This window comes from Microbulbifer maximicatervae (SeqCode) (genome assembly GCF_052468155.1).
In genome coordinates this window covers 1,106,740-1,132,737 of sequence record NZ_CP174335.1, presented here as the reverse complement: position 1 = coordinate 1,132,737, position 25,998 = coordinate 1,106,740, and the positions used below count along the sequence as shown (strand labels likewise).

Annotated in this window: 27 protein-coding genes; 13 read left to right on the top strand and 14 right to left on the bottom strand. The window is 51.5% G+C overall.

The window, feature by feature from the left end; all coding sequences use genetic code 11:
* Nucleotide 1 precedes the first annotated feature (1 nt).
* From mutM to ACJJIY_RS04800, 4 genes are all read left to right on the top strand, one after another.
* Entirely contained in the window at nucleotides 2-817 is an 816-nt protein-coding gene (gene mutM / locus ACJJIY_RS04815; protein WP_444934497.1) for a bifunctional DNA-formamidopyrimidine glycosylase/DNA-(apurinic or apyrimidinic site) lyase, read from the top strand.
* Nucleotides 818-888: 71 nt separating this feature from the next.
* On the top strand, nucleotides 889-1,041 hold the full coding sequence (locus tag ACJJIY_RS04810; protein WP_282934619.1) for a DUF5993 family protein: 153 nt from the start codon (nucleotides 889-891) through the stop codon (nucleotides 1,039-1,041).
* A gap of 11 nt (nucleotides 1,042-1,052) precedes the next feature.
* Nucleotides 1,053-1,601 carry a disulfide bond formation protein B gene (locus tag ACJJIY_RS04805; RefSeq protein WP_444906853.1) on the top strand — a complete coding sequence of 183 codons (549 nt, stop codon included), beginning with the start codon at nucleotides 1,053-1,055 and terminating at the stop codon, nucleotides 1,599-1,601.
* Between the two features lie 84 nt (nucleotides 1,602-1,685).
* Complete coding sequence (locus tag ACJJIY_RS04800) at nucleotides 1,686-3,287, top strand: amidohydrolase family protein (protein WP_445359207.1); 1,602 nt, start codon at nucleotides 1,686-1,688, stop codon at nucleotides 3,285-3,287.
* Nucleotides 3,288-3,336: 49 nt separating this feature from the next.
* On the opposite strand, the gene ACJJIY_RS04795 is transcribed toward ACJJIY_RS04800, so the two are convergent.
* The 4 genes from ACJJIY_RS04795 to rsmD all read right to left on the bottom strand — a co-directional run bounded on the left by ACJJIY_RS04795 (nucleotide 3,337) and on the right by rsmD (nucleotide 8,054).
* The gene (locus tag ACJJIY_RS04795; protein WP_445359206.1) at nucleotides 3,337-4,974 is read right to left on the bottom strand and encodes an NAD-dependent malic enzyme; all 1,638 of its coding nucleotides are present in this window, start codon (nucleotides 4,972-4,974) and stop codon (nucleotides 3,337-3,339) included.
* Nucleotides 4,975-5,113: 139 nt separating this feature from the next.
* A complete protein-coding gene (ggt, locus tag ACJJIY_RS04790) occupies nucleotides 5,114-6,838 on the bottom strand; it encodes a gamma-glutamyltransferase (RefSeq protein WP_444934494.1) in 1,725 nt (574 codons plus the stop codon).
* A gap of 62 nt (nucleotides 6,839-6,900) precedes the next feature.
* Nucleotides 6,901-7,377 carry a pantetheine-phosphate adenylyltransferase gene (coaD, locus tag ACJJIY_RS04785; protein WP_282930647.1) on the bottom strand — a complete coding sequence of 159 codons (477 nt, stop codon included), beginning with the start codon at nucleotides 7,375-7,377 and terminating at the stop codon, nucleotides 6,901-6,903.
* 86 nt (nucleotides 7,378-7,463) lie between these two features.
* Nucleotides 7,464-8,054, bottom strand: a complete 591-nt coding sequence (gene rsmD, locus ACJJIY_RS04780) for a 16S rRNA (guanine(966)-N(2))-methyltransferase RsmD (protein WP_444915169.1) — start codon at nucleotides 8,052-8,054, stop codon at nucleotides 7,464-7,466.
* Between the two features lie 232 nt (nucleotides 8,055-8,286).
* Between rsmD and ftsY the strand changes: the two genes are divergently transcribed.
* The 6 genes from ftsY to trmB all read left to right on the top strand — a co-directional run bounded on the left by ftsY (nucleotide 8,287) and on the right by trmB (nucleotide 13,663).
* Complete coding sequence (gene ftsY, locus ACJJIY_RS04775; protein ID WP_444935144.1) at nucleotides 8,287-9,510, top strand: signal recognition particle-docking protein FtsY; 1,224 nt, start codon at nucleotides 8,287-8,289, stop codon at nucleotides 9,508-9,510.
* 36 nt (nucleotides 9,511-9,546) lie between these two features.
* Nucleotides 9,547-10,233 carry a cell division ATP-binding protein FtsE gene (gene ftsE, locus ACJJIY_RS04770; protein WP_282930649.1) on the top strand — a complete coding sequence of 229 codons (687 nt, stop codon included), beginning with the start codon at nucleotides 9,547-9,549 and terminating at the stop codon, nucleotides 10,231-10,233.
* A complete protein-coding gene (ftsX, locus tag ACJJIY_RS04765) occupies nucleotides 10,214-11,230 on the top strand; it encodes a permease-like cell division protein FtsX (RefSeq protein ID WP_445359205.1) in 1,017 nt (338 codons plus the stop codon). Before ftsE ends, ftsX begins: the two co-directional genes overlap by 20 nt.
* A gap of 222 nt (nucleotides 11,231-11,452) precedes the next feature.
* The gene (rpoH, locus tag ACJJIY_RS04760) at nucleotides 11,453-12,307 is read left to right on the top strand and encodes an RNA polymerase sigma factor RpoH (RefSeq protein ID WP_282930650.1); all 855 of its coding nucleotides are present in this window, start codon (nucleotides 11,453-11,455) and stop codon (nucleotides 12,305-12,307) included.
* A gap of 108 nt (nucleotides 12,308-12,415) precedes the next feature.
* Nucleotides 12,416-12,793 carry a DUF423 domain-containing protein gene (locus ACJJIY_RS04755; protein ID WP_444895670.1) on the top strand — a complete coding sequence of 126 codons (378 nt, stop codon included), beginning with the start codon at nucleotides 12,416-12,418 and terminating at the stop codon, nucleotides 12,791-12,793.
* An 84-nt stretch (nucleotides 12,794-12,877) separates the two neighbouring features.
* Nucleotides 12,878-13,663 (top strand): tRNA (guanosine(46)-N7)-methyltransferase TrmB, encoded by a 786-nt coding sequence (trmB, locus tag ACJJIY_RS04750; protein WP_444958967.1) that lies wholly within the window; start codon nucleotides 12,878-12,880, stop codon nucleotides 13,661-13,663.
* A gap of 73 nt (nucleotides 13,664-13,736) precedes the next feature.
* On the opposite strand, the gene ACJJIY_RS04745 is transcribed toward trmB, so the two are convergent.
* Nucleotides 13,737-14,747, bottom strand: coding sequence for a hypothetical protein (locus ACJJIY_RS04745; RefSeq protein ID WP_445359204.1), 1,011 nt, complete (start codon nucleotides 14,745-14,747; stop codon nucleotides 13,737-13,739).
* A gap of 203 nt (nucleotides 14,748-14,950) precedes the next feature.
* On the opposite strand from ACJJIY_RS04745, the gene ACJJIY_RS04740 reads away from it, so the two are divergent.
* Nucleotides 14,951-15,889: an outer membrane beta-barrel protein gene (locus ACJJIY_RS04740; RefSeq protein WP_282930654.1), complete on the top strand. Its 939-nt coding sequence runs from the start codon at nucleotides 14,951-14,953 to the stop codon at nucleotides 15,887-15,889.
* Nucleotides 15,890-15,975: 86 nt separating this feature from the next.
* Here the strand turns inward: ACJJIY_RS04740 and ACJJIY_RS04735 are convergent, their stop codons facing one another.
* A complete protein-coding gene (locus ACJJIY_RS04735; protein ID WP_444906861.1) occupies nucleotides 15,976-17,895 on the bottom strand; it encodes an ABC-F family ATP-binding cassette domain-containing protein in 1,920 nt (639 codons plus the stop codon).
* Nucleotides 17,896-18,003: 108 nt separating this feature from the next.
* Between ACJJIY_RS04735 and ACJJIY_RS04730 the strand changes: the two genes are divergently transcribed.
* Complete coding sequence (locus ACJJIY_RS04730) at nucleotides 18,004-18,498, top strand: TIGR02444 family protein (RefSeq protein WP_413663807.1); 495 nt, start codon at nucleotides 18,004-18,006, stop codon at nucleotides 18,496-18,498.
* A gap of 115 nt (nucleotides 18,499-18,613) precedes the next feature.
* Here ACJJIY_RS04730 and ACJJIY_RS04725 read toward each other — a convergent pair whose 3' ends face one another.
* A complete protein-coding gene (locus ACJJIY_RS04725; RefSeq protein ID WP_445359203.1) occupies nucleotides 18,614-19,576 on the bottom strand; it encodes a histidine kinase in 963 nt (320 codons plus the stop codon).
* Nucleotides 19,577-20,033: 457 nt separating this feature from the next.
* Between ACJJIY_RS04725 and bamJ the strand changes: the two genes are divergently transcribed.
* On the top strand, nucleotides 20,034-20,834 hold the full coding sequence (gene bamJ / locus ACJJIY_RS04720) for an FKBP-type peptidyl-prolyl cis-trans isomerase (protein WP_445359202.1): 801 nt from the start codon (nucleotides 20,034-20,036) through the stop codon (nucleotides 20,832-20,834).
* A gap of 134 nt (nucleotides 20,835-20,968) precedes the next feature.
* Here bamJ and rsd read toward each other — a convergent pair whose 3' ends face one another.
* From rsd to ACJJIY_RS04685, 7 genes are all read right to left on the bottom strand, one after another.
* The gene (gene rsd, locus ACJJIY_RS04715) at nucleotides 20,969-21,436 is read right to left on the bottom strand and encodes a sigma D regulator (RefSeq protein WP_413663804.1); all 468 of its coding nucleotides are present in this window, start codon (nucleotides 21,434-21,436) and stop codon (nucleotides 20,969-20,971) included.
* Nucleotides 21,437-21,605: 169 nt separating this feature from the next.
* The gene (locus tag ACJJIY_RS04710) at nucleotides 21,606-22,292 is read right to left on the bottom strand and encodes an LrgB family protein (protein WP_444895677.1); all 687 of its coding nucleotides are present in this window, start codon (nucleotides 22,290-22,292) and stop codon (nucleotides 21,606-21,608) included.
* A complete protein-coding gene (locus ACJJIY_RS04705; RefSeq protein WP_413663802.1) occupies nucleotides 22,289-22,675 on the bottom strand; it encodes a CidA/LrgA family protein in 387 nt (128 codons plus the stop codon). The genes ACJJIY_RS04710 and ACJJIY_RS04705 overlap by 4 nt, the downstream gene beginning before the upstream one ends.
* Before the next feature lie 36 nt (nucleotides 22,676-22,711).
* A complete protein-coding gene (locus ACJJIY_RS04700; protein ID WP_282930663.1) occupies nucleotides 22,712-23,203 on the bottom strand; it encodes a disulfide bond formation protein B in 492 nt (163 codons plus the stop codon).
* Entirely contained in the window at nucleotides 23,200-23,802 is a 603-nt protein-coding gene (locus ACJJIY_RS04695; protein ID WP_445359201.1) for an acyl carrier protein phosphodiesterase, read from the bottom strand. The genes ACJJIY_RS04700 and ACJJIY_RS04695 overlap by 4 nt, the downstream gene beginning before the upstream one ends.
* Before the next feature lie 34 nt (nucleotides 23,803-23,836).
* Nucleotides 23,837-25,465 carry a glutamate--cysteine ligase gene (gene gshA / locus ACJJIY_RS04690; protein ID WP_413663800.1) on the bottom strand — a complete coding sequence of 543 codons (1,629 nt, stop codon included), beginning with the start codon at nucleotides 25,463-25,465 and terminating at the stop codon, nucleotides 23,837-23,839.
* A gap of 40 nt (nucleotides 25,466-25,505) precedes the next feature.
* The gene (locus tag ACJJIY_RS04685; RefSeq protein ID WP_445359200.1) at nucleotides 25,506-25,937 is read right to left on the bottom strand and encodes a hypothetical protein; all 432 of its coding nucleotides are present in this window, start codon (nucleotides 25,935-25,937) and stop codon (nucleotides 25,506-25,508) included.
* Nucleotides 25,938-25,998: the final 61 nt, after the last annotated feature.

Genomic DNA, 25,998 nt, shown 5'->3' with positions numbered 1-25,998 from the left:
GATGCCAGAGCTCCCAGAAGTAGAAACCACTCTCAGAGGCCTGCAACCTCACCTGGAGGGGCATAAAATTCGCTCCGCAAAAGTGCGCCAGCATCAGTTGCGCTGGCCCGTGGAAGCAGACTTTGAGCGCCGTGTCCGCAATGCCCGGATACTGAAACTGGAGCGTCGGGCTAAATACCTACTGGTACATACTGACAAGGGCTGCGCTATTTGGCACCTGGGAATGTCTGGCAGCCTGCGTATGGTCGAGGCTGCACAGGCACCGGAAAAGCATGATCATATCGACTGGCGCCTGGATAGTGGTCTCACACTGCGTTACCGCGACCCGCGCCGCTTTGGTGCCCTACTGTGGACAGTGGCGGACCCACTGGCCCACGACTTACTCAGCCATCTGGGCCCAGAGCCTCTCTCGGAAGAATTTAGTGGTGAGTATCTGTTTGAAACCTCGCGCAAACGTAAGCAATCGGTCAAAACCTTCATCATGGATGGCCGTATCGTTGTGGGGGTGGGTAATATTTACGCCAGTGAATCTCTTTTTCTGGCGGGCATTCGCCCAGATCGACAGGCCGGTTCTATTTCCAAAGCCCGACACCAGCGCTTGGCTGAGTCCATAAAGCAGGTTCTCAGTCAGGCAATCGCCCAAGGTGGGACTACCTTGCGGGACTTTATTGGCGGTGATGGAAAACCTGGCTATTTCGCCCAACAGCTAAATGTTTATGGCCGTGCGGGTGAGTCCTGTCCCTCTTGTGGCCGAGCAGTCAAAGATATGGTTTTGGGCCAGAGAAATACCTTTTTCTGCTCTAGCTGCCAACGTTAAATCGCATCCTTCTGGCAGCTTTAGACAATACTAATATCATCGTATTGTCGATAAGGAGCTGCTTAGTGGTCATGATATTGCCTTTTCTTACGGTCACCCTGTCGATTTGGGCCGTTTGGAATGGTCGTCGCCGCTCTGCAATGGGCTGGTGGTTGTTGACCTTGCTGATCTTCATTATGTGGTGTGGATATCATATGACGCGAGCACTGTCGCTGTCTTTCTAGGGGCCGTGCCCATGATGGTGTTTATGGTCAGAAGGCTGGATAGCTTGGCGCTGTTAGCGGTAAGCATAATCCTATGGATTGCCTTGATCATGGAGTTGGCATCCCACCAACACCCCTGCCCTCTCTGTCTCTTACAACGTGTTGCCTTTGCCATGATTGGCATGGGATTGATGTTGAACCTGCGCTTTAGTATTCGTGCAGAGCATTACGGCGTTGTTATTCTTTCGTGTCTAGCCGGTCTGGCTGCTGCTGTAAGGCAGGTATTGCTGCATATCACCCCTGGCGATCCAGGGTTTGGCAGCCCAGTCTTGGGCTTGCATTTATACACTTGGTCTGCACTGATTTTCTTTGTCTTACTGATCTACTGTGGCGTTGCATTAATGTTTGGCTTTAAGCGACGAAGTTTTGCCACTAGAGAGTTAACTTTGATTGAAAAGTGCATTGCCATCTCTTTCTTCACTGTCGTGTTGGCCAATTTAGTCGCGGTTCTCCTCGAGTGCGGTCTGGGTCCCTGCACCAGTGGGTCATTTGGGTATCACTGGTTGTGGTCTCGAGGTTAGGCACACAAATGTGTCCGAGCTTTCTACACTTTTCCTGATAAGACCCGAGTCCCGGGGAATTACGGAAAACTGTGAGGAGTCCCTATGCGTCTGGCCTGCCTGCTCATTTCACTATTGTTAATTGCTTGTGAACGAGCTGAATCCCCCTTGCCGGCCGCCAGTGTTGAACCCGCCCAGCACGTTTTAAGGAATGCGTATATCTATACCGTCGACCCGGCCCGTAGTATTGCCTCGGCAATGGCAATTCGCGATGGGCGCATAGTCTATTTGGGGAATGAAAATGGAGTGAATAGGTATGTCGGAGTTCACACTCAGGTTAATGATTTGAAAGGAAGGTTAGTACTTCCCGGTTTCATCCAGTCAATTTCAAACAATACCGATTATAGCGGTCTGGATTTGTCTTTGTTTCAATCAGTTGAAGCCTATCAAAATAAGATTCAAGATTACATTCTCAATAATCCTGAGGCCCAAATTGTCGTCGGCCGTGGCTGGAAAATGGAAGTATTTGGTGACGACGAGCCCCATAAAGCAATGCTTGATCAGATTAATGATCTAGTACCAATTATTATGTTCTCAGCGGATCACTCATATGTGTGGACTAATTCTGAAGCTATAGCGGCGGCTGGAATAGATATGAGCACCAATAGTTCGACTGAGAATTTTATTAAAAGAAGTGATGATGGAATTCCTATTGGCCTATTTCAAGGTAGGGGAGCAGTAAGTGTTTTTAGTAGTCTAATTCCTGAAGACAAGGTGAGCAAAGAGTTTCATAATCTCAGTGAGCTAAAGGATGTAGCCCTTTCCATGGGGGTCACGACTTTACATTCATTTCATATTCCTTTTTTTGAAAGTGAAAATAAAGCTGAAAAATTTAAAAAATCAAATTCTTTGGAAAATCGTGATGTTCGTATTAGAGCGTTTTTAACGGTTCCTATGAACATGCCTTCTGATCGATTTATATCCCTTAGGAATTATGCGGATAAAATTTCTTCAGATGATTTTAAAGTGATTGCTATTAGTTTCGTAATTCCAGACTCTATTTCAAATTATAATTATCTAATTCAAGACGAGCTGGGAGAAAGTGTAAAAGATACTTCTGCATGGCTTGTCGATCTTTTTCATCAGGCAAATTTATATAAGTTTCAGGTGCATTTTAGCCTTCCTGAAGGGAGTTATGAAAGTGGCATATTAAGGGGCCAAGTTGAAAAGTTAATTAATGCGGAGTATCAAGGGGTCCGTAATATCGTATCAAATATTCCAGAATTCTTACTGGTTGATTTGTTGGAGAAAAATAATGCGGCAGCAATTGTTTATGAGGGTAAGTTGCCAACCTTTAATGTCGATAAATTAACAGAAGGCACAGGTTCTTATATGGGGGATAAAATTTTATTTTTTGCAGGTGATGGGAAGCTAGAAGGGCAGATGAATAGCCTAAATGTGATACGAGATCCGATTTCCATTATACACACAGGAGCTAAGCATAAGGTTCCAGTTGACCTTATGATAAGGTTGCTCACAATTAGGGGGGCTTATGCTATTCATCTGGAGAATGAAGTAGGAAGCTTAGAGGTGGGAAAGTGGGCTGATTTTATCGTTCTGGATGGAAATTTATTGAAAATAAAATCAGCCGAAATTGATAAAGTTAGAGTGTTAAATACCTACTATAAAGGTAGGCAGGTATACTAAAAAATCCATTAATAAATTGGTGGTTGCACTTTAGAGTAAAATATGAAGCTTATGTGAATGTCCTATATTCTGCTTTATAGCTTAACTCTTCAATGAATTTATATAGATTCTTGGGCTCTTGTATTTCGGCCAGACCAAGCTTGAATATTTTTTCACTTACCCTGACAGCAGTGTGCAATGACACTTTAAGTATGTCCGCTTGTGGTGGAAATAAGCAGCCTTGATCAAGAAGTTCGTTTGCGACCTGTTCTGCAACACCAATAGCCGCCTCTATAAATAGCTCATCTGGGATTCTTTTTGCTTTGGTCGCATAGATTGCAAGAGCAACTGCAGGGAAGATGTAGAAATTATTTGCCTGTCCAGGTAAATAATTTTTCCCATTAAAGTTGTAATTTGGAAACTGAACTCCAGCAGCGTAAATAGCTGTGCCTTGAGACCACTGATAAGCTTGCTCCGCTGTACATTCAGCGTGCTCGGTTGGATTGGATAAGGCAAAAATTATTGGTTTTTGATTAAATTTTGCCATAGTCTCTACTACTTGCCGCGTAAATAGCTGCCCAACAGTACTGACGCCGATAAGAGTAGTTGGCTTATGTGTATTTACAGCGGTAAACAGGTCATTGGTAGGGGGTAAATCATGCGCATAGGGTTGCTGAAAATCATATAAATCTGTCCGACCTTTAACCAATAGGCCATTTTGGTCAAACATAATAATTCTAGCTCGGGCATCTTTTTCATTTAGCCCATCCTCGATCATTTTACTGACGAGTAAGTCAGCTATACCTATGCCTGCCGACCCTGCTCCGGCAAAAAATATTCGCTCATTTTTTAGCGTACTACCTTTGATTTTCAGTGCATTGAGCATGCCTGCGAGAACTATTCCGGCGGTTCCCTGAATATCATCGTTATAACAGCAAGCTTTGTCCCGGTAGCGTTTCAGCAGGTGTACAGCATCACTGCCAGTCCAGTCCTCGAAGTGCAAACAACAGTTGGGATATTGCTCCTGAACAGCAGCAACAAACTCATCGACAAAGGGATATAGGACTTCACTGGTGGGACGTTTTTCTCGTAAGCCGATATATAAGGGGTCACTGAGAATAGCCTCGTTATTCGTCCCCGCATCTAAAAAGAGCGGCAGTAAATGTTCTGGTGGTATAGCTGCCGCCACGGTATATAGCTGTAATTTTCCAATGGGAATGGCCATGCCATTGGCTCCGATATCGCCCAGTCCTAGAATTCGTCCACCGTTAGTTACGCAGATAAAACGGATTTCCTGATCCGGCCAATGGTGCAGGTATTCGGCGACTTTGCCCCGGTGGTTAGTGCAAAGGTAAACGCCCCTAACCCGGCGTATGATATGGCTAAATTTAACGCAAGCTTCACCGATGGTAGGGTCATAAATAATAGGTAAAAAGCGCTCTGGGTCGGACATAACCACGCGGTAGAAAAGCGTTTCATTGGTGTCCAATAGCCCAGTGAGGTAAACAAAGCGATCAATGTCTGAATGCTTGTGATTCAACTGCATCATTACCCGTTCTACTTGGGTTTCTATGGTTTCAACCGCATCTGGAATTAAGCCTGTGAGACCAAATTTTTGTCGTTCTGCTGCAGTAAAGGCTGTGCCTTTGTTGGTTATCGGGTTGTGTAGGAGTCTGAGTCCCCCCAACTCGGTTTTTGGTTTTTTCACTTGCCAAGCTCTCTTACTCGATTAAGCAAAAAGAAGTATGGACTAAGGTGGACTCGGTTAATGGCAGGGTTGGCGGGGGATCAATGGTTTTTGCTTGGGAGCGTGAGTGGGCAGGCTAATCACCACGAGGGTGGGCCATTTAGCGGCCCACTGCGCTGCCCTCGCGGCGGGGGTCGGCTCCACCGTACAGCTTGTTATTTTGCAAAGCGATGGCATGGATACCACTGTTGAGGCCCCTTTCGACAACCTCGTGTCCACGGGCTTCGAGTTTCTCGATAGTATCGGGGCTGAAAAAGCCGGGCTCCAATTCGACTCTCTTACCAATAGCGCCGATATTTCCCGCAGAAATCGCTTCGGCAATCGGCATATTCAAGCCCAGATGGTAGAGAATGGTGCGCGCGGTGTAGTCAATAATTCGTGAACCGCCGGGGGAACCCACCAGAAGGCGCATGCTGCCATCTTTGTTGAAAACGATGGTGGGGGACATGGAAGAGCGTGGTCTCTTGCGCGCTTGAATGCGGTTGGCCACCCGCTCCCCACTACTGTTTTTTGGAGTGAAGGAAAAATCGGTGAGCTGGTTGTTGAGCAGGAAGCCCTTCACCATCAGGCGCGACCCGAAGCCGGTTTCAATACTGGTCGTCATACTGACACCATTACCGTAGCGGTCGACAATCACTAAATGACTGGTGTTGGGCAACTCTGGCGACTGGGCCATCACCCGCTTCACCCCGAGTTCGGCTGGGGTACCCGGAGTCGCAGCTGTGGCGGAGTCCGGGTCGATTAACTGCGCGCGGCGAGCTAAATAATCCCTGGACACCAGTGATTTACTGGGTACTTGGACAAAGTCGGAATCACCGGAGTAGGTGTTGCGATCGGCAAATGCCAGTTCCGAAGCTTCGATAAATAAGTGGGTGAGCAGATCACTGCCAGGCTCGAAGCGCTCCAGTGGAAATTGTTGCAGCATGCCCAGAATGCCGCCTACTGTGGTACCTCCGGACGACGGGGCATCCGCACCGCACACACGATATTCGAGAAACTCCGAACACAGGGGCTGGCGCTCCTTGGCCCGGTAGCTAACCATATCTTCGAGGCTCAGGAGCCCTGGGTTGGCACTGTCATAGCGCACAGCTTTGACGATAGCCTTGGCAATGTCGCCGTGATAGAAGGCATCCGCACCGCCCTGGGCAATGGCCTCCAGGGTTTCCGCGTAAGCTGGATTCTTCAAGTTGTGACCCACCGGAAGGGGCTTGCCGTTACTGTTGAAGAAGTAGCTGGCAATTTCCGGTCGAGCAGCCACCTTCGGCATGCGCAGTAACAGCTGGTGAAGGCGCGGTGATATCTGAAAGCCGGATTTGGCCAGGTGTATGGCCGGCTGAAATAACTGCTCCCAGGGTAACTTGCCATCGCGCTCGTGAGCCATTTCCAGCATTCGCACAACACCGGGAACGCCGACCGAGTAGCCGCCGATTACAGACTCAAAAAATGAACGCGGCTTGTTGTCGCGGATAAAGTAATTTTCGTCTACCTGAGAGGGGGCTGTCTCGCGCCCGTCGTAGTACTTGAGCTTCTTTGCCGCAGCGTCATAGCTGAGCATAAATGCTCCGCCACCAATCCCGGAGGATTGTGGTTCTACCAATCCCAATACCATCTGAGCGGCAATGGCGGCATCCACAGCGCTGCCGCCCCGGGCGAGAATCTGCTCGGCAGCCCGGCTGGCGTGGGGGTTGGCAGTGACTGCCATATAGAAGTTGGCCGTTGAGGACTTAACGGCTGTGCGACCGGTATCAAGCTCTGGTTGAGGTTCATCGGCAAAAGCGAAAGCGGGACTCAGAACCAGTGCAAAGGCGGCGAGAAAGTTGCGCACGTAACACTCCGCGGATTGTGGATAAATCCGCTCGAGTGTATCAGAAATAGCCAGATTCCGGCTTAACGAAATTTCTCTTCCAGCGCGCTCTGTACAGCAGCCGGAACAAACTTGGTGACATCGCCGCCCAGGGAGGCAATTTCACGCACTAAAGAGGATGAAATGTAGGACAAATGTTCTGCCGGTGTCAGAAATAGGCTTTCCATATTGGGCGCTAACTGGCGGTTCATATTGGCCAGCTGGAACTCGTATTCAAAGTCGGACACCGCGCGCAGACCGCGCAGTACGCCATAAGCATCTACCTGGCGCACCAGGTCGGCGAGCAGGATATCGAATCCAATGACTTCGACATTGGGCAGGTGGCCGAGAACTTTTTGTGAAAGTTCTACCCGCTCCTCTAAGGTGAACAGGGGGTTTTTGCGGTTGCTGGCAGCCACAGCCACGATAACGTGGTCAAACAAGCGGCATGCGCGCTCCACCAAGTCCAAGTGACCATTGGTGATGGGATCGAAGGTTCCGGGATAGACGACTTTTTTCATACGCCAGGGCTTAAATGCGGGCCGAATGGGATGCGAATGGTAAACAATTTACGGCTAAGGTCAAAACCGAATCTTTTTATTCTTTCCTAACCTGCCGGGCCAGCACGGCGAAACAAGCGCATACACACCTGTCCCGCACGTTTTTCTTTTTCCTGTTCCCAGCCAGGTACTGATGCGACCACTGTGTCTCGCGGTGTTTCCACATAGATTAATGCATCCTGCGAAAGATGGCCGGACAGGGCGCCTAGAGTTGCCTGCCAAAGATTGTCGGCAAAAGGGGGATCGATAAATACGAGGTCGTATTTACTTCCATTACTTCCGAGGAACTCTTCTGCACTACAGTTATGGACTTTGGCTTCCCGGGCGTTTAACTGTTTTAACTGTTCCGCCAGGGTTCGCGCAGCGCGAGTATTCAGCTCGACAAAATCTACCGAGCCGGCGCCTCGGGATAGCGCCTCCAGACCCAGGGCACCTGAACCGGCAAAGAGGTCCAGGCAGCGGGCGTCGGGCAGGTAGAACTGCAACCAGTTAAACAGAACCTCCCGCAGTCGGTCGCCGGTAGGTCTCAAGCCCTCCACTGGGGCAAACTGTAATTTTCGCCCGCGCCACTGTCCGCCAATGATGCGTAACTGTGAAAGGTTTTGCGGGCTTTGCTTTCGGGATGAACTTCTGGCCAAGGTAACTCTCTACTGGGGGCTTAGCGATGCTAAGATTAGCGTCTTTCTGCAAGCGGTACATCCGGACATACGAATGATTTTTGACTTCCTGCGCAAAAAGAAGAAGCGCAAGCCCGAACAAAGTGAGCCCCAGCAATCCCAGGCGGAGGTCACTGCTGCGTCTGAAGAGGAATCATCGGCGCAGAGCCCAGAGCCTTCAGCGCTAGATAAAGAGCCCTCGGCGCTGGACAAAATGCCCTCAGACATAGAGGAAAAGTCGTCTGCCCAGGGAGAAACCTCCGCACTGGAGGAGGCAAAGGCCCCTATCGATAAACCCACTGCCCCAGCTTCTGTCCCCCAAGAGGAAAGTGCCGGCTGGGCGCAGCATGCTGATGCGGCGGGCGAGCCGGAGGCCGTTGTCGAAGCCCCCCAGGTGGTTGCAGCAGAGCCTGTAATAAAAGAAGAGGCCGAGAAGCCAGCCCCGATTCAACCCGAGCCAGCTCCAAAACCCAGAGCTAAAGAGCAGCCGAAACCGGAAGCCAAAAAGAAAGAGGGCTTCTTTGCGCGTATTCGTCGCGGCCTCAGCCGCACCAGCAACCAGTTTGTCGAGGGGATGGGAAACCTGTTCCTAGGGGCCAAGGAAATCGATGAAGATCTGCTGGAAGAACTTGAGACACAGCTGTTGATGGCAGATGTGGGAGTTGAGGCCACCAGCGAGATCGTCGAGCGCCTGACCGAACGGGTATCCCGTCGGGAATTGGCCGATGGCGATGCACTTTACAAGGCACTGCAGCAGGAGCTGGCTGACTTACTCGATAGTGTTGATGCTCCCCTGGAAATCGATATTAGCAAGAAGCCTTACGTCATTCTGGTAGTGGGCGTAAACGGTGTGGGTAAAACCACAACAATAGGCAAGCTGGCCCACCGCTTTCTCGGTGAAGGTAAGTCGGTGATGTTGGCTGCCGGTGATACATTCCGTGCCGCAGCAGTTGAGCAGCTACAGGTTTGGGGGCAGCGCCACGATGTACCGGTTGTAGCGCAGCATACCGGTGCCGATAGTGCGTCAGTTATTTTCGATGCGGTTCAGTCTGCCCAGGCGCGCGGCGTCGATGTGGTAATTGCCGATACCGCCGGGCGCCTGCACACCAAATCCAACTTGATGGAGGAGTTGTCCAAGGTGCGCCGGGTGATGGGCAAGCTGGACCCCAGCGCGCCCCACGAGGTGCTGTTGGTACTGGATGCTGGCACTGGCCAAAATGCGATTAACCAGGCCTCTCAGTTCCGTGAGGCGGCCGGCGTTACTGGCCTGGTGCTGACCAAGTTGGATGGTACTGCCAAAGGCGGCGTTATCTTTGCCCTGGCTCGTCGCTTTGGCATCCCGGTGCGTTTTATCGGTGTGGGTGAGCAGGCGGAAGATCTACAGCCATTCCGCGCTCGTGAGTTCGTATCCGCCCTGTTTGGCCGCGATAAGGCCTGATAATTCGCCTAGGAAATAACAAGAACAACAGAAGCCGTGATCACTTTCGATAATGTGAACAAGCGTTACGCATCGGGGCAGGATGCCCTGGTGCGAGTCAGTCTGGAAATCCCCCGTGGCGATATGGTGTTTCTCACCGGTCACTCCGGTGCGGGTAAAAGTACTTTGCTGAGACTCCTGACCGCGATTGAACGCCCTACGAAGGGCAGTATTCTTGTCGCCGGACAGAATCTCAACCGTCTGCGCAATGGCCAGATCCCCTACTACCGCCGCAATCTGGGTATTGTCTTCCAGAATCACCAGCTGCTATTTGACCGCAGCGTTTTTGACAATATTGCCCTGCCCTTGTCTGTTGCTGGTTGCAATAAGCGCGAGGTGGGGCGTCGGGTTCGCGCAGCCCTGGATAAGGTCGGCTTGCTGCACAAGGAAAAGCAAAATCCCATTATGTTGTCTGGTGGTGAGCAGCAGCGGGTTGGGATTGCCCGCGCAGTCGTTAACAAGCCCGCGATACTGGTTGCCGATGAGCCCACCGGCAACCTGGACCCAACACTCTCTCAGGAAATTATGCAGTTGTTCGCCGACTTTAACGCAGTGGGAGTTACGGTGCTGGTGGCGAGCCACGACTTGGAACTGATTGCACGGATGCGCCGACGGGTATTGACCCTACAGGCTGGCCAACTGATATACGACGGAGTTCCGAGCCGTGAAGTACACCCAAGCTAAAGCGCAACGACAGGCCAACCCTGCCGCAGACAAACGTGTGCGCAGCACCGGCGCTGTTGTTGCACAAACAGGGTTGGGCGATCGATGGAATAGCTGGTTGGGGCACCACCGTGAGATGGCCGCCGACTCCGTCAGTCGATTTTTTAGCGCACCCATGGCCAGTGCAATGACGGCGCTGGTGATTGCTATTGCCCTGGCCCTGCCGGCGGCATTGCAATTGGGATTGTTGAATTTCCAGCGGGTGGTGGCCGGTTGGGATGGGCAGCCACAAATTTCAGTTTTTCTACACAAAGATGCGAGACAGGCTGCGGTTAATTCCCTGGCCGACAAATTGCGCAGTGATCCCGCTATCGCGGAGGTAACTTATGTCTCCCCGGAAGATGCCCTGGCAGAGTTTGAACAGGCCTCGGGGCTTGGGGATGTATTGGTTGGCCTGGATGCCAACCCCCTGCCGGCAGTGCTGTTGCTGCGGCCAAGGGATGCGAAGGACGGCGATAAACTTCAGGCTTTGGTGGAGAACCTGAGAGCCCAGGCACTGACGGATTCAGTGGTCTTGGATCTCGCCTGGGTCCAGCGCCTCGCCCAGATCACCGAACTGGGACAGCGTCTCTCCGCAGGTCTAGCCCTGTTATTGGCGCTGGGGGTGGTATTGGTGGTGATCAATACCATACGGCTGCATATCGAAAGTCGCCGGGAGGAGATCCTGGTAGTAAAGCTCGTCGGCGGCACTAACGCGTTTGTGCGGCGGCCGTTCCTTTACAGTGGCATTTGCTATGGACTATTTGGCGGGCTGTTGGCGTGGCTGTTGCTTGCAGGTGGTGTGGCTATGTTGTCTGGACCAGTTGAGAGTCTGTCATCAAGTTATGGCAGCAGCTTCGAATTGAGAGGGCCGGGAGCCAGTTACTTCTTTCAATTAACGCTGGGGGCCTCCTCGCTGGGCCTATTAGGAGCCTGGCTTGCGGTAGCGCGACACACTCGCAAGATAGAACCCCGCTGACCGTTCAGTCTGATCAAGAAGGGTAAAGTGTTCTGGCAAAGGGAACCTGAGGCGTAAAAAGCCCCTCTAATTCCGCGAAATACAACAGAATACGGTAGTTGTTGGCGGGCTTTCTTATCTGCCCGTGCAAGTGCTACACTGAGTCCAGCTTGTCGCCGGATACAGTATCCGACGGCAGCGGCCGGTAAGATCGGCCGACTAATAATGACAGGAGAGACCTGAATGGGAACCAGCCTACAGCCAGTGCATACGCTGTCTCCGGGCGCCAACCTGGGAGCTTATATCCAGACCGTCAGTGGTTTTGACGTACTGACCGCTGAACAGGAAAAGCACCTGGCAGAAGACCTCTATTACCGCGAAAATCTCGATGCTGCACGCCAGCTGGTCATGTCACACCTGCGCTTTGTAGTGCATATCGCCAAATCTTATTCCGGCTACGGGCTCAATGAAGCCGACCTGATTCAGGAAGGTAATGTCGGTTTGATGAAGGCCGTCAAACGCTTCAATCCCGAAAAGGGAGTGCGCCTGGTATCCTTTGCGGTACATTGGATTAAAGCTGAAATCCACGAATTTATTCTGCGCAACTGGCGTATTGTCAAAATTGCCACCACCAAGGCGCAGCGCAAATTATTCTTCAACCTGCGCGGTCAGAAGAAAAAACTCGCCTGGTTGACCAATGCAGAAGCTAAAGCCGTCGCCAAAGACTTGAATGTGGATGTCACCCAGGTCCATGAAATGGAAGGCCGCCTGGCTGCACACGATGCGGCTTTTGATGCAGGTGTCGATGACGATGACGATACCGCCTGGCAGGCACCGGCTCACTACCTGGAAGACCGCAGTTTTGATCCGGCCGCCCAGCTTGAGCGGGATAACTGGCAGGAAACCAACTTGACCAGCCTCGCCAGTGCTATGGCACAACTGGATGATCGCAGCCGCGATATTATTCAGGCCCGCTGGCTCAGTGAGGAGAAATCCACATTGCATGAGTTGGCTGATAAGTATGGTGTTTCCGCTGAGCGAATTCGCCAGCTGGAAAAAAATGCCATGAAGAAAGTGCGTGCTGCTATGGAAGCCTAAATCGGCGTTCTGGTACACGGGTAGAAAACCGCGCAGTAGCGCGGTTTTTTTTGTCCCGCCTGTTACAGGTATACCTGTCACCACAGGGTAAAACAAAAAGGGAAGGTAATGGCCAAACTCTATCTGCTACTGTGTGCACTCTTTGGCGCTAGTGGTGTGGCTCTGGGGGCGTTTGGGGCTCACGGCCTGCGCGGTAAAGTGGCAGAGAACCTGCTAGAGGCCTATAAAACCGGAGTCCAGTACCAGATGATTCATGCCCTGGCGCTGTTTGGTGTGGTGCTGCTAATGCAAAACTGGGGAAACCGTTTATCGCTGACCCTGAGCGGTGCTCTTTTTACTTTCGGTATTATCTTCTTCTCCGGCAGTCTCTATGCCCTGGCACTGGGAGGCCCCCGATGGCTAGGTCCAATCACCCCTCTCGGCGGGCTGATGATGATAGCCGGTTGGGTAGTCCTGTTTTTTGCCGCATTTAATTTCTCTAAGTAGCCAGCTTTACTGGGCTTAGACGCTGATACCGAGCCCGAACAGAATATCAAGATATAAACCGTTTCGCATAAGAGGTCGCGAACAATGCAAGACGAATCTGCGGAAGATTTTCCCTACCGCACAGAATTTAAGAAGAAATCTATCCGCAGCTATGTGATTCGCGCGGGGCGAATGACAGAGGGGCAGCGCAATGCCTTTGACAATTATTGGGGACAGTATGGGCTCTCCCTATTTGACGGACCTTTGGATCGCCAACAGGTTTTTGGCCGCGAGGCGCCACTGGCGTTAGAGATCGGTTTCGGTATGGGGGATTCCCTGCTGGCCATGGCTGAAGCCGAGCCAGATAAGGATTTTATTGGTATTGAAGTACACCCGCCGGGGGTTGGCCGGTTGATCAATAATGCCGGCAAGGCAGGTATCAAAAACCTGCGTGTTTACATGGCCGATGCGGTCGATGTCCTAAACGATTGTATTGCCGATGGGAGCCTGGATCGTTTCCAGCTGTACTTCCCTGATCCCTGGCACAAGAAGAAACACCACAAACGCCGGATAGTGCAGCCGGAATTTGTTCGCCTGATTTGCAGCAAGTTAAAAACTGGCGGCCTTATGCATATGGCGACAGATTGGGAGAATTATGCCGAGCATATGCTGGAAGTATTGCAAGGTGAAAACCTGCTAGAAAATACCGCCAGTGAGGGTGATTATGTTGCCCGGCCAGAATGGCGCCCAGAGACCAAGTTTGAGCGTCGAGGGCAGAGACTGGGGCACGGTGTTTGGGATCTGGTATACCGCAGGTTACCTGGTGAAGCGCTGCCGCTAACTACCACTGACGTAGATGCGTCAACTGTTGAAGAGTCCAAAGGCGAATAATTCGCACTGACGATCGATGCTTGCCACCGGTGCTAACATGGCACCAGTGGCATGCAATAGCCCACCTCTATTGCTAGAAAAACTCATTCCAGTTTTTCTTGGCGGCTTCCCATCGGCGTTTATCTTCGACAACATTCAGGTTGCGGATGGTGTTACTGTCATAAGACATCCAGTCCGACAGTTCAATATTATTTTGGGTGCCCGCAAAATAACGCATGCGAAAGCGGCGAATAAATTGGTTGGGAATAGCCATAAAGGCAACTTCACGTCCCTGGGTGACAGTGGAAACCTCTACACATTGGTGGTTTCTTTTATCGAGCTCATAGATAAAACCGGTAGTGGCTAAATCACCCTCATTTGTTCCATGCACAAAATAATACCTTTTTGGGCAATAAGTTTTATTGTGCCAGGCAAAGCGCGCAACAATATTTGCATTGGTAGTGGTTGAGATGACTTGGTTAGATGCTCCGGTACCCAGGTGCGGATCAAAGCGGCCATTTTGATTCATCCAGGGAAAGAATCCCCCGACTTGCCACAGCTTCTGTGGTGGGCGGGTATCGCCACGGTATAACAGCGTTGTCACTGTGTGCAGATTAAAACCACTGCGGCTAAATCGGTAATTAAATAGTGAGAAAGGGACGTCCAAATGGGCTTCGATGTTGGATATTGCTCTCCTCTCAGAGCTGAAAGCTTCACTGGCTTGTCGATACCAGCAGTAAGCTCCACCGAGTAAAGCTAAAACGGCATCTTTACGGCGTGTTATTCCATCGCTATCGAGTAGCTTGGTGGGTGTGGAGGGATCAAATCCAGTAAGCCAGGTATATAGGGTTTCCACTAGTACTTTGGCGACACGGGTAATCCTTCCGTAATCATTTGTTTGAATTTGTACTGCCTGGCTCACTAATTGGTCGATCCGGGTTAGTCCATCACTACTGCGCTTGTGATACCACTTACTGTTGCTATTGGAATTATTTTGGAAGTCCTGTGCGTACTCACGGATACTTTTGGGGACATAGCAGGTGGTTTGTATGTTTTGTGGGTGAACCAAGTTCCTAACATAGTTATCGATATTGGGTGCCAGCAAGGGTTAACTCTCCTGTCTTTATTACTGTTTTTCGCCACTAGCCGTCTATGCTTCTAGTGGTGCTGTGATTATCGAATTTTATTTCCAATAAGAACCGGATTCAGGAAGCATCGCGAAAACAAAACCGAATTATTTTTATTAATAGATATTGATGTTAATAATAATTTGGGGGGTTGATCAAGGAAGGAATCTTGGTGTTTCTAATGAGAAGGCGTGACCCTCTGCTTTCATTTCTCTATAGCCTGCCGTTTATCTTACTCTTTACAGTTTCTGAAGTCCGTGCTGATTTTGTTGGAACTTTAAACCTCTATGTTAATGGGGGTAAGCATTGGTTTGATGGTGACCGCCTACAAGGCACGCCATTTCGCGGTTTTGAAATGCGAGATACCTCAGGTGTCGGTGCCGGTTTTGGCTTTAACATGACAAATCATTGGGCGATGGAAGGGGTTGTCGACTATTTCGTCGTGAGTGTTGCGGATACGCCCGAGAAAGTAGATGTGTATAACTACCGCATAGATCTCCTATATCAATTTGGAGGGCAGTTCTGCGGTAATTTTTGTTGGCAGCCCTATGTCGCGTTTGGCCTGGGTGAAATGCGTATTAATTACGACCGGCGTTACCGTAAAAAACACTGGCATCCAGATGACCCAAAGTATGTCTATGATCCGGATCATCCCTACGACCCATACTATCCCTATCCTTGGGATTGTCGTAAGAAATTCTATGTCCCTGAGGATCGGCCAGACGGCCACCATTATCCCTACCCGCCTTACCATTGTGACTGGCATGACCGGCAAAATATGGTGAATGTGGGAATGGGAATTAAATATCACCTGGGGCCCCGTTGGCAGGCCCGCGCAGATATACGTCTTTTCCAGGGGGTCGAAGAAGGTGGTGTCGATGGTTTTGCCAGCTTGGCGGTCGGCTATCAATGGCTTGAATATCCGGATTTTTGGTATGACGAAGATGCCGATGGTGTTATTGATGCCACTGATCAATGTCCGCAGACCCCAGTGGGAATCGATGTGCAATTAGATGGCTGCCCGCTGGATACAGATTTTGATGGTGTACCCAGCTATATCGATCAATGCCCAAATACACCGATTGGTATTGCAGTGGATGAATACGGTTGTATTCGTTAAGGGCAACTAAAATCGATTTCTTCAGCGGGCGGCAGAAAAGTTCTGAAGCCCGCTGAAGATATTGTTTAAAATGATTTTCTATAAAATTACTCGCTGCGAATTTCTTCGAGCTTCTCAGAAATTTCCAGCCATTCCATTTCCAGTTCTTCCATTAATTCCTGCTGCTCCGACTGCTCTTTATTAAGTCGAGCTATTTCCTCCTGCTGGCCACCGCTATATAGCGCTTCATCGGCAAGTTTTTCCTGTACTGCGACCAATGCCTTTTCTGCCGAAGCCATCTGTCGCTCAATATTCTTGAGTTTGTTGGTCAGGGGTTTCAGTTGTTCGCGTAGAGCGGCGGCGGCGCGCCTTTGGGCCTTCTTATCCTCAGGGGCTTTTTCCTCTGTGCTTGTAACAGTGGAGGCGCTCTCTTCTTTGCGTTTCTTTTCCCGGTTAAAGCCGAGCAGCCACTGTTTGTAGTCATCAAGGTCACCGCTATAGGGTTCGGCGCGGCCATTGGCCACCAGAATAAATTCGTCGGCAGTATTGGCCAGTAGATGACGATCGTGGGAAACCAATATGACGGCACCGGGAAACTCCGCCAGCGCCAGGGTCAGGGCGTGGCGCATTTCCAAATCAAGGTGGTTTGTCGGTTCATCGAGAAGCAACAGGTTAGGTTTTTGCCAGGCCAGTAGTGCCAGGGCTAAACGGGCTTTTTCACCGCCGGAAAAGCCCCCTACCGTTTCGAAAACCCGATCGCCGATAAAACCGTAGCCGCCGAGAAAATCCCGCAGCGATTGCTCCGAGGCATCGGGGCTCAGCCTTTGCAGGTGCAGCAACGGGGAACCGTTGCTATCCAGTGCTTCCAGCTGATGCTGGGCGAAGTAGCCGATGGCCAAGTGTTCGCCACATTGGCGCTCGCCTCTGAGGGGGGCGAGTGTGCCAGCCAGGGTTTTGATTAGAGAGGACTTGCCCGCACCATTGGGGCCGAGCAGGCCGATACGGCGTCCCGGTTGAATGCCCAGCTGAACGTTCTTCACCACTATTTTTTCGGCATAGCCAATATCCGCCTCGCGCAGGTCGATTAACGGATTAGAGGTTTTCTCTGAGGATGGCAAAGTAAAATGAAAAGGGGAATCCACATGGGCTGGGGCAATCAGAGCCATCCGGTCCAGGGCTTTCAGGCGGCTTTGTGCCTGCTTGGCCTTGCTCGCTTTGGCGCGAAAGCGCCGCACAAAGTCTTCCATATGTGCGCGTTCGGCTTGCTGTTTTTCAAACTGTATTTGCTGCTGGGCCAGGCGCTCAGCGCGAGCGCGCTCGAAGGCACTGTAATTGCCGCTGTACAAGACCAGTTTTTGCTGTTCAAAACTGACAATGCCGTCGACCACTGCATCGAGAAAGTCGCGGTCGTGGGAAATAATCAGCAGGGTACCGGGGAAGCGTTGCAGCCACTGTTCCAGCCAAAGGGTGGCATCCAGATCCAAGTGGTTGGTGGGCTCGTCCAATAGCATAAGATCTGCGGGGCACATCAGGGCACGGCCCAAATTGAGGCGAATACGCCAGCCACCTGAGAAGCTGCGAACGGGGCGCTGTTGCTCTTCGTGGGAAAAGCCGAGCCCGTCGAGGAGTTGCGCGGCGCGCGCCGGGCCACTATAGCCATCAATACTGGCCATGCGCTCGTGCAGTTCTGCCAGTTTGTGACCGTCGGTATCGCCGCTCGCTTCAGCCTCTGCCAGTTGCTTTTGCAATAGCCGCAACTCGCTATCGCCGTCTAAAACGTAATCCAGTGCTGACTGCTCACTAGCTTCTACCTCTTGAGCCATATGGGAGATACGCCAGGTGCTGGGGAGGTCCACCCGCCCTGCATCGGTTTCCAGTTGTCCAAGCAGCAGTTTGAACAGAGTTGACTTGCCACAGCCGTTGGCACCGATAATTCCCACTTTGTGGCCGGGGAATATTCTGCAATCTGCGCTGTCAAGCAAGTCGCGCTCACCTCGGTGCAGAGAAACCCCTTGTAAATTGATCACTGGAAAAACCTCATATGAATAGGCCGATGAATGCTAGGCTATTGAACAGACCCGGACTCCACAGAGACTGGGGCACTATGCCGATCAGCAAAGGGTCGGGATTTTAACGTGACAAATACTTCACCTCCATCTTCCCCCAAGGAAAACCCCCTCTGGCAGTTCAGCTTGGACTTTTATGCCTACCAGGATGTTGAGAAGTTCCTACTCGACTGCCAAGACAGAAATGGCGCTGACGTGTGTCTTCTGCTGTGGGCGAGCTATACAGCCGTTTGTGGCAAGGAAATCAGTGAAGAGGGATGGAGAGTCGCAGATCGAGGCGTTGCGCCGCGCAGGCGAATGATTCGCAGTGTGCGACACCTGCGTCGTTGGTTGGGGAGTTTGCGCCCCCATACCCAGCGGGCCTACGCACTGTGTAAACGCTATGAATTGAAGCTGGAGCAGTTGCAGTTGGCTGCGCTGTGGAAAATTTATGCTGAGGACTGGCCGGGGGATCGTTCTGCACTGGAGCTAGCATCCCAGCAATATGGTTTGCAGCAAAAAGATCAGGCCCGCTGGGCGGGCCTGATCGAAAGCTACTTGGCTCACAGGGGGGCAGCGGGTTAAGCCACTGTTACACCCCTCTGGGCACTGTACTTTTCTGGGGTCGCCGGTAATACAGTCGTGAAAAGTACAGAGCTCAATTAAGCAGCACCGTATTTGGCTGCGAGGAGTCCCGAGACTACTCGCCGCTGGGTTGCTCCGAAGAAAACAGGCTGTTTGCCGGAGTGCTAGGAGTAATCGTTGCTGCTGGGCGTGGAGTATCCATCGGTTTCTGCTGTTCAGCTGGAGCCATGGTTTTTGAATCGTCTTTGGGCTTCTCTACGGTTTCTGGCTTGCTGGCAGCCTTCACCTTCGGAGTTTCCGCGCTTGGCTTGACTGTTGCAGGCTTGGCTTCCGTAGAGGGTTTGCTCGCCGCTGGTTTTTTGGCAGCAGTAGTTTTAGCTGGAGCTTTCTTCGCTGAAGTTTTTTTCTCGGCAGCAGAAGCTTTCTTGGCTGGCGCTTTTTTCGCAGCAGTGGAGGCTTTCTTTGCGGGAGTTTTCTTTACTGCTTTAGTGGCAGCGGCGGTTTTTGCCGGCGCTTTCTTGGCACTAGTTTTCTTTTCTGTGGCTTTTTTTGCCACTGTCTTTTTCGCTGTTTTGGTGGTGTTGGTAGTGCTTGCTTTAGTGCGGCTCTTTGCTGCGGTTGCTTTAGGAGCGGCTACTTTTTTTGAGGTGGTAGCTTTACGGGCTTTTGGCTTGGATTTGTTCAGCAGTTTTTCTGCTTTTACACCGGCCTTACGTACAGCTTCGGCAGCTTTCAGCTCGGCTTTTGCCTGGGACTCAGTACCCTTTGCTTCGGCGTGTGATGCCTTTGCTTGCTGGAGTACTTCGTTATGCTTTTCTACATTGGCCTTGGCGGTTTCTACACGCTTTTGAGTGGCAGCTGTCTTTCGTGTCTTGGCTGCAGTTCTAGCGTCTACTAGTTTGGTTTTCGCTTTAGCTAATTTTTCTTTTGCGGAAGTCAGTGCTTTTCCGGCTTTTAAAACACTTTTGCCGGCATCGGTAACTTTCTTGTTGCGGGCTTTGTCCAGCTTGACGGTTAGCTTGGAAATTTGTGCTTCCAGTTCTGCGACTGAATTGACAGCTCTTTGTTTGGCAGCCATGAGTAAATGTCCTGACGTTTATTATCAATTGGAACATCCGGACAGTGTACGGATCAGATCTATATGTAATAGACATATTTAAATCGGGGATCTGAACACTGTAAATTGTTCTGAAACTGAAAAGCACCTCAAACAGTCCGGAACAATAACCGGCGACTGGTCGATAATAGCGCTGTTTTTAAAAAAAATGTATGCCGTAAGCAGCGAAAATAGTGCTGTAAATGTATTTTTTTCTCGCTGGTCCCTGGAACCTTAAGGTGGAATGTGGTGTCCTGCACAGTGTGCGCGTCATCGGTATGCACTTGCAGTCGCCTTAGGTTAGACTTGACCGGACTGGCGGAAAAGGTGCGCCTGGAGGCTAAGGGCCGAATCAGGATTACTTGATAAGCCGCCGCAGGCATTGACCCTGGGTCAAGCGCGAATCATTCAACGCAATACGGACAAAGAGACAACACCCATGAATAAATACCCTTTGGCTGCAGCAATTGCCCTTGGCCTGGCGCTGACCGGCTGTAACGAACAGGGATCTAAGCAGGAAAAAGAAGTTGCCCTGGACACCCAGGAGAAGAAGGTCAGCTACATCATTGCCGAAGATATGGCGAAGCGCCTTGAAGCTCAGGATGTGAAATTAGATCCCCAAGTGGTGATGATGGCTCTTAAGGATGTCTCCAGCGGCCATGAATCCCGTTTGACTGAAGAAGAAAAGCAGCAAACTATCGCTGCCTTCCAAGAGCAAATGCAGAAGAAGCAGCAGGAAATGCTGGCTCAGCAAGAGAAAGAATTCAAAGAGACTGCTGATAAAAACCTGCAGGAAGGAAAAGCCTTCCTCGAAGAGAATGCCAAGAAAGATGGTGTTGTTACCACTGATTCCGGCCTGCAGTACAAAGTGATTACTGAGGGTTCCGGCGGCCAGCCCAGTGAGAACAGCACTGTTGAAGTGGACTACAAGGGTACCCTGATTAATGGTGAAGAGTTTGATAGCTCTTACGCCCGTGGTGAGCCGGTCCAGTTCCCGGTTAATGGTGTTATCAAAGGTTGGACCGAAGCGTTGCAACTGATGAAAGAGGGTTCCAAGTGGGAGCTTTACATCCCCTCCGAGCTGGCATATGGCCCGGGTGGTGCAGGCGGTAAGATCGGCCCTAACGCAACGCTGATTTTTGAAGTGGAGCTGCACAAAGCCAATGTTGGCAAGGAAGATGGCGCCGAGAAAAAAGAAGAGAAAAAAGAAGAGAAAAAAGAAGAGCCCAAAAGCGAGTAATTAAATTTACTACTTTGGATTCAATAAAGGCGCCCAATGGGCGCCTTTATTTTTTACCTTGAAAAATCAACAGCAAAAATATTCGATTAAAGGCGCCGGCTTCCCATCGCCTTTACAGTGATGAATTCAGTTTTTTAGACCAGCTGGTTTTTATGGGCTGTGTGCAAAAGTGCGATCATTCGATCCTCGGAACTAAAGCGGGTTTCCAGTGCTTCCCCCAGCTGTGACAAATCTGGGTTCAGGCTGGATAGATCGTCGGTTTCCTGGTACTTATCATTGAAATCGACAGCGACATCAGTGGTCACATCAATATCCCGATAGAGTTCCCGCGCTTGTTGCAGCCCCTGTTTATCATCAAAAGCCTGGCCTTCCAGTATGAGCTGTTCGTATACCTCAAAGTGTCCCGCAGAGACGTAGTCCACTAGCAACTGGCAAAGATGACGAACACCGTTCTCGGTCTCCGAATCCCCATCGTTAAATTCTTTCTTCTCAGATAGATGGTAGTAACTTACCAGCAGGATTTGTCGGGACTGTAGCCAGCGGTCAATGATTTCACTGACGCCACCCCAGCGCTCGCGCGCAGATTTACAATTTTCCAGCATCTCCAAGAATCCTTTGGTTACTGTTGCCGTGATAGCCAGCTTTATTGCTGATCCCGAAGGCCCTAAGAAGATAGGAGATTCCCCCGCCGACGGCAAGGTGCAGAGTGTGATCTACGCCAGAATACAACGATGCCTGCGGCGATCTTTGGTGGAGCAAATCTAGGGTGTTTTATCCTCTGATAATGAGCGGCAAAATCAGCGCGGTGAGCGCACCGCAGGTACCCATGGCCAATGCTGCACAGGCGCCGCACAGGGCGCTGATTTCTAATGCTCGTGCGGTCCCCACCGCGTGGGCATTGATGCCGAGTACGATACCGACAATGCGCTCATCGTGAATATTGAGCCTACTCATTAGAGCTGGGCCAGCGATAGCACCGACCACCCCGGTCAAGACCACAATAGCTGCAGTGAGGCTGAGAGAAGCGTGGATTGTTTCAGCCAGGGCCAATGCGATGGGTGTGGTAATAGATTTGCCGCTCAACGCCAGTAGTACTGACTTGCCCGCGCCAAATACCAAGGCGATTAATACCGCTATAACTGGGGCCAAAATCGCACCCACAAAAATAGTGACAAGTAGCGGCCAGCCGGCTTTGCGGATAATCACTAGATTTTGTTTGAGAGGGACAGCCAGGGCAACAACTGCTGGCCCTAGCAAGCTGTACAGTAATGCACTGGAGCCCTGGTAACTCTCATAGGGGATATGGAGAACACTCAATGTTATTGCGGTCAAAATGCTAGCGCTGATGATAGGGTGCAGCAGAACAGTCTTGTAGCGCCGGTAAAGGGTAACGCCGACAAGAAAAGCGATGACATTCAAGGGCAATACAAAGATTGGGCTCGCCAGAAATTCATTCACTCTCTATTACCCCCAGAGCGAATCAGCAATTTCTTTAGTAGCTGTGCGCAAATAGCGATACTGATCAGTGTGCCAATCACAATAGCGGCGATTAAGGCTAGCCAGTCGGATAGAGTCAGGCCCTGGAAAAAAAATACCCCGACAGCCGCCGGTAGCAATAACAGCGGCAATAGGTAAAGCAGTTGTGAGCTGACTTTGGCAAGGCCTGCGGGAGCCCCACCATTGAACACGAGAATCACCAGTAGCATCAGCATCCCTATGACAGATCCCGGAATGGGTAGTGACAGGCTTGAGCTGGTGAAATTGCCCAGCCAGGTACAGGCAACCAGAATGGCAGCTCCCCCCAGCCAGCGGAGTATGTTGTGCAGCGTGGATTTTGACATGTAGGAGATGGCGGCCGGTAAAGCCGCCGGAGATTGTTAAGCTCTGCGGAATGCTTGCCAGCCACCGAACAGGATCAGACCGGCAAAACCGATAGCGGCCCAACCGGGGATACTCAGGCCCATCATGGTCCACTGTACTTCAGCACAATTGCCATCGCCGCTCAGCAGTGCCTTGAGCACATCGGCCATCGGGAAAACTTCAATCATATAGCTGACGCTTGGACCACAGGCCGGCACTTGGTCTTCCGGCAGGCTTTGCAGCCACAGTTGGCGACCGGCAAAGTAGAGACCGCCCATTGCCCACAGGGATACCAGCAGGCCGTAGACACGACGGCCAATGGTGGCAGGGTTGTGCAGGAATGCGATCAACGAAACTACACCAACACCCAATAGCATTACCCGCTGGGTAATACACAATTTGCAAGGCTCCAGCCCCTGCACGTACTCGAGATAAAAGGCGGAGCCGAGTAAAAAGGCCACCATTAGGAAGACCAGAAGAAAAGTGATGCGCGGGTTGGGTAAGGTCATGGTAATTCGGGTCCTGAATAGTGCTGTCGAAAGCGGTTCGCTTCGAGATTCAAGTCGGTTAATAGTTTATTGAAATTGCTTTCCAGTTTGTTCCGCCCGGCGATAAGTTCAGGCAGTAGCTCCTGCAGTGCTACCGGGCGGCGCAACCGCTGTCCAACCCGCTCCAGGGTCAGCTCGATTACCCGCTCCTCGCGGTAACTTTGCAGCAGTTTAATTTGCTCGGCGCGCTCAATAAATGCCATTGCGCGTGGCGGAATATACCGGCTGTCGAAATGAAAGTCTCTCCAACAGCGCCGGCAAAACTCATCCAGCGCTTCAGGGTGCCACTGCTGCCAGTTTTCTGCCAACAGGTGATCAAACCATATATCCAGTGCGATACCGGCATAGCGACGCCAGCGCGGGTCCAGTTCTGACAGGGCATCCCGGTAGGCCGGGTGAGCATCGGTGATGGCATCGATGCGACGGTGCAGGCGAATACCATGCTCAATATCCGTTGGCCAACTGTCATCCAGGGGACCTTTAACAAAGTCCCCCAGGAGCCCGCCCAGTCGCCAGCGCGGATTGGGCCCGGACAGTAACAGGTGTGCCAGATAGTTCATAAGCCTCGCTCAGGCTGCGGCACTGTATCAGCCGCTAGTCCTGGCAGCAGTTGTATTGGGCATAGTAACGGCTCAGGAATGTTTCAAAAGTACCGCTATCCTGCGCTTCAATTTCTTTTTGCTTGAGCAGTGAGGTTTCTGCCTGTTGTAAGAAGTCTTGCAGATAGTCGCTGTCCAGAGGGCGCTCCAGGAAGTAGCGGCGGTGCTGTTCGGCTTTATCCATAGCCCACTGGGAAAAGGTAATGTTTTGTTCGCGCATCTCTGCCAGTATCTGTTGTGCCGGTGTGAGGATATCCCCTTTCACCTTGGCCTTCTGCACGCCCACTGAGCCGCGGTATTGCGAGCCGCCCCAGGCGTTATCCAGCAGTTCTGCCACTGAGTCGACCTCTTCCAATAACTGGGTGGCCCAGTCGCTCAGTTTACGCTCGCCACCGTTATCCAGCAGTGTTAGTTCCGGTTCGTGACCCCGGTAGACGATACGCTGTTGGTTCTCCTGGGTACTGCGGTAATCGGCATCACTGGTTTTGGGGCTGTCAGTGAGCAGGCAGTGCAGCAGGAAGCTATCGAGAAAGCGCATCTGCTGGGCGTCAATTCCCAGGGGGGCGAAGGGGTTCAGGTCGAGACAGCGCACTTCAACATATTCAACACCGCGATTATCAAGGGCAGACAGCGCTGTTTCGCCGCGTTTGGCGGGGTTTTTGGGGCGGATCGGTGAGTAAAACTCATTCTCGATTTGCAGTATGCCTGTGGACAATTGCTGGTAGTCGCCGCCTTCATTTTTAACCCCCATTTCCTGGTAGGGGCCGTAGGAACTGCTGATCGCTGAACAGAGCGTCGATAAATAGCTGCGCAGGTCGTTGTAGCAAACCACTAGTGACTGCTGCACGTTGCTGTTGTAGCCCAGGTCGCCCATACGCAGGGACGTAGCGTGGGGCACGTGCAGAGTGTGGTCATCCCCATTGAAGGGCTCAAGACTGTGCTCGCGGCCATCGACAAAAGAAGCGCATACCGCAGGTGCGGCGCCAAACAGGTAAATCAGCAACCAGTAATTGCGGCGGAAATTGCGAATTAGATCGAAGTAGCGACGGGTTTTAAAACTCTTTAAATCCTCACTGCTGCCTTCGATTTCATGCAGCCACAGCCAGAACTCTTCAGGAAGCGAAAAGTTGTAGTGGATACCGGCGATGGTCTGCATGGCTCGGCCGTAGCGCAGCCCCAGGCCCAGCCGGTAAATAGTTTTCATTGTGCCGCTGTGAGAGCTGCCGTAGCGGGCAACCGGAATATCTTTATCTTCGCCAATCGCACAGGGCATGCTGTTAACCCACAGGCGCTCGTCACCGATCTGGTTGTAGGTGTAGCGGTGGATACGGTCCAAGACCTGTAACGCTTCCTCTGGGGTCGCTACTGGCGGCGTAATAAATTCCAGTAGGGCCTCAGAGAAGTCGGTAGTAATACTTTCATGGGTAAGTGCGGAGCCCAGTGCTGTGGTATGCGGCGTTTGCGCAAGGGCGCCATCGGGAGCGACACGCAGGCTCTCTTTCTCGACACCGCGGAGGATGCCTTTGAGCAGTTGGGCTGGTTTGGCTTGCGATAGCGCGGCCAGGTGGGAAATGGGCACTCGAATCTCCTTGGTACTACCGGAACGCTTCTTTATCGCTGCCATCTCGGGCGACTCTCTGTGCCGGTGCTGAATGTTCTGGCGCTCAGGCGGCGGATTCAGATTTGTTTTCGTCAGGCTGTGCGGGCGTTTCAGCGGGCGCTGGTTCCGGGGCAACCTCAGGCGCTTCTTCCGGTGCGACTTCAGGCGTAGGCTGGGGTTCTATCTCCGGGTTGGCCTGCTCTGGCAGTTCCTCAGGTGTTGAGGGGGTGATTTCAGGGTCACCCTGACTCACATCACTGGATACCGGTGCCAGAGCTTCCTCGGGGATCTGGGGCTGCCCCTTAATGCTGAGTTCGCACAGTAGCAATTCAATGCGTAGGCTCACATTGCGAGTATTAGCCTCGAACATCTGGTTGATAGCGACGTCTTTATGCTCGCTGCGAAACAGTTTGTTCGGCTCGCGGCCATCGGTCCATTCGCCGCTTTTACTCAGGAACTGCTGGTGCTGATTGGTCAGCACGTACACATGACTCATTATGTTGGGCAACTTTGATGCTGTGACAGAAAGGCAGTTTAGCGACGGGGGCTTTATGGCT

What these genes read in the sequence shown, in the direction of transcription:
- mutM (WP_444934497.1), top strand. Translation starts at nt 2, where the DNA reads ATGCCAGAGCTCCCAGAAGTAGAAACCACTCTCAGAGGCCTGCAACCT.
- ACJJIY_RS04810 (WP_282934619.1), top strand. Translation starts at nt 889, where the DNA reads ATGATATTGCCTTTTCTTACGGTCACCCTGTCGATTTGGGCCGTTTGG.
- ACJJIY_RS04805 (WP_444906853.1), top strand. Translation starts at nt 1,053, where the DNA reads ATGATGGTGTTTATGGTCAGAAGGCTGGATAGCTTGGCGCTGTTAGCG.
- ACJJIY_RS04800 (WP_445359207.1), top strand. Translation starts at nt 1,686, where the DNA reads ATGCGTCTGGCCTGCCTGCTCATTTCACTATTGTTAATTGCTTGTGAA.
- coaD (WP_282930647.1), bottom strand. Translation starts at nt 7,377, where the DNA reads ATGAAAAAAGTCGTCTATCCCGGAACCTTCGATCCCATCACCAATGGT.
- ftsY (WP_444935144.1), top strand. Translation starts at nt 8,287, where the DNA reads ATGCCCTCAGACATAGAGGAAAAGTCGTCTGCCCAGGGAGAAACCTCC.
- rpoH (WP_282930650.1), top strand. Translation starts at nt 11,453, where the DNA reads ATGGGAACCAGCCTACAGCCAGTGCATACGCTGTCTCCGGGCGCCAAC.
- ACJJIY_RS04755 (WP_444895670.1), top strand. Translation starts at nt 12,416, where the DNA reads ATGGCCAAACTCTATCTGCTACTGTGTGCACTCTTTGGCGCTAGTGGT.
- trmB (WP_444958967.1), top strand. Translation starts at nt 12,878, where the DNA reads ATGCAAGACGAATCTGCGGAAGATTTTCCCTACCGCACAGAATTTAAG.
- ACJJIY_RS04740 (WP_282930654.1), top strand. Translation starts at nt 14,951, where the DNA reads ATGAGAAGGCGTGACCCTCTGCTTTCATTTCTCTATAGCCTGCCGTTT.
- ACJJIY_RS04725 (WP_445359203.1), bottom strand. Translation starts at nt 19,576, where the DNA reads ATGGCTGCCAAACAAAGAGCTGTCAATTCAGTCGCAGAACTGGAAGCA.
- bamJ (WP_445359202.1), top strand. Translation starts at nt 20,034, where the DNA reads ATGAATAAATACCCTTTGGCTGCAGCAATTGCCCTTGGCCTGGCGCTG.
- rsd (WP_413663804.1), bottom strand. Translation starts at nt 21,436, where the DNA reads ATGCTGGAAAATTGTAAATCTGCGCGCGAGCGCTGGGGTGGCGTCAGT.
- ACJJIY_RS04705 (WP_413663802.1), bottom strand. Translation starts at nt 22,675, where the DNA reads ATGTCAAAATCCACGCTGCACAACATACTCCGCTGGCTGGGGGGAGCT.
- ACJJIY_RS04700 (WP_282930663.1), bottom strand. Translation starts at nt 23,203, where the DNA reads ATGACCTTACCCAACCCGCGCATCACTTTTCTTCTGGTCTTCCTAATG.
- ACJJIY_RS04695 (WP_445359201.1), bottom strand. Translation starts at nt 23,802, where the DNA reads ATGAACTATCTGGCACACCTGTTACTGTCCGGGCCCAATCCGCGCTGG.
- gshA (WP_413663800.1), bottom strand. Translation starts at nt 25,465, where the DNA reads ATGGCAGCGATAAAGAAGCGTTCCGGTAGTACCAAGGAGATTCGAGTG.
- ACJJIY_RS04685 (WP_445359200.1), bottom strand. Translation starts at nt 25,937, where the DNA reads ATGAGTCATGTGTACGTGCTGACCAATCAGCACCAGCAGTTCCTGAGT.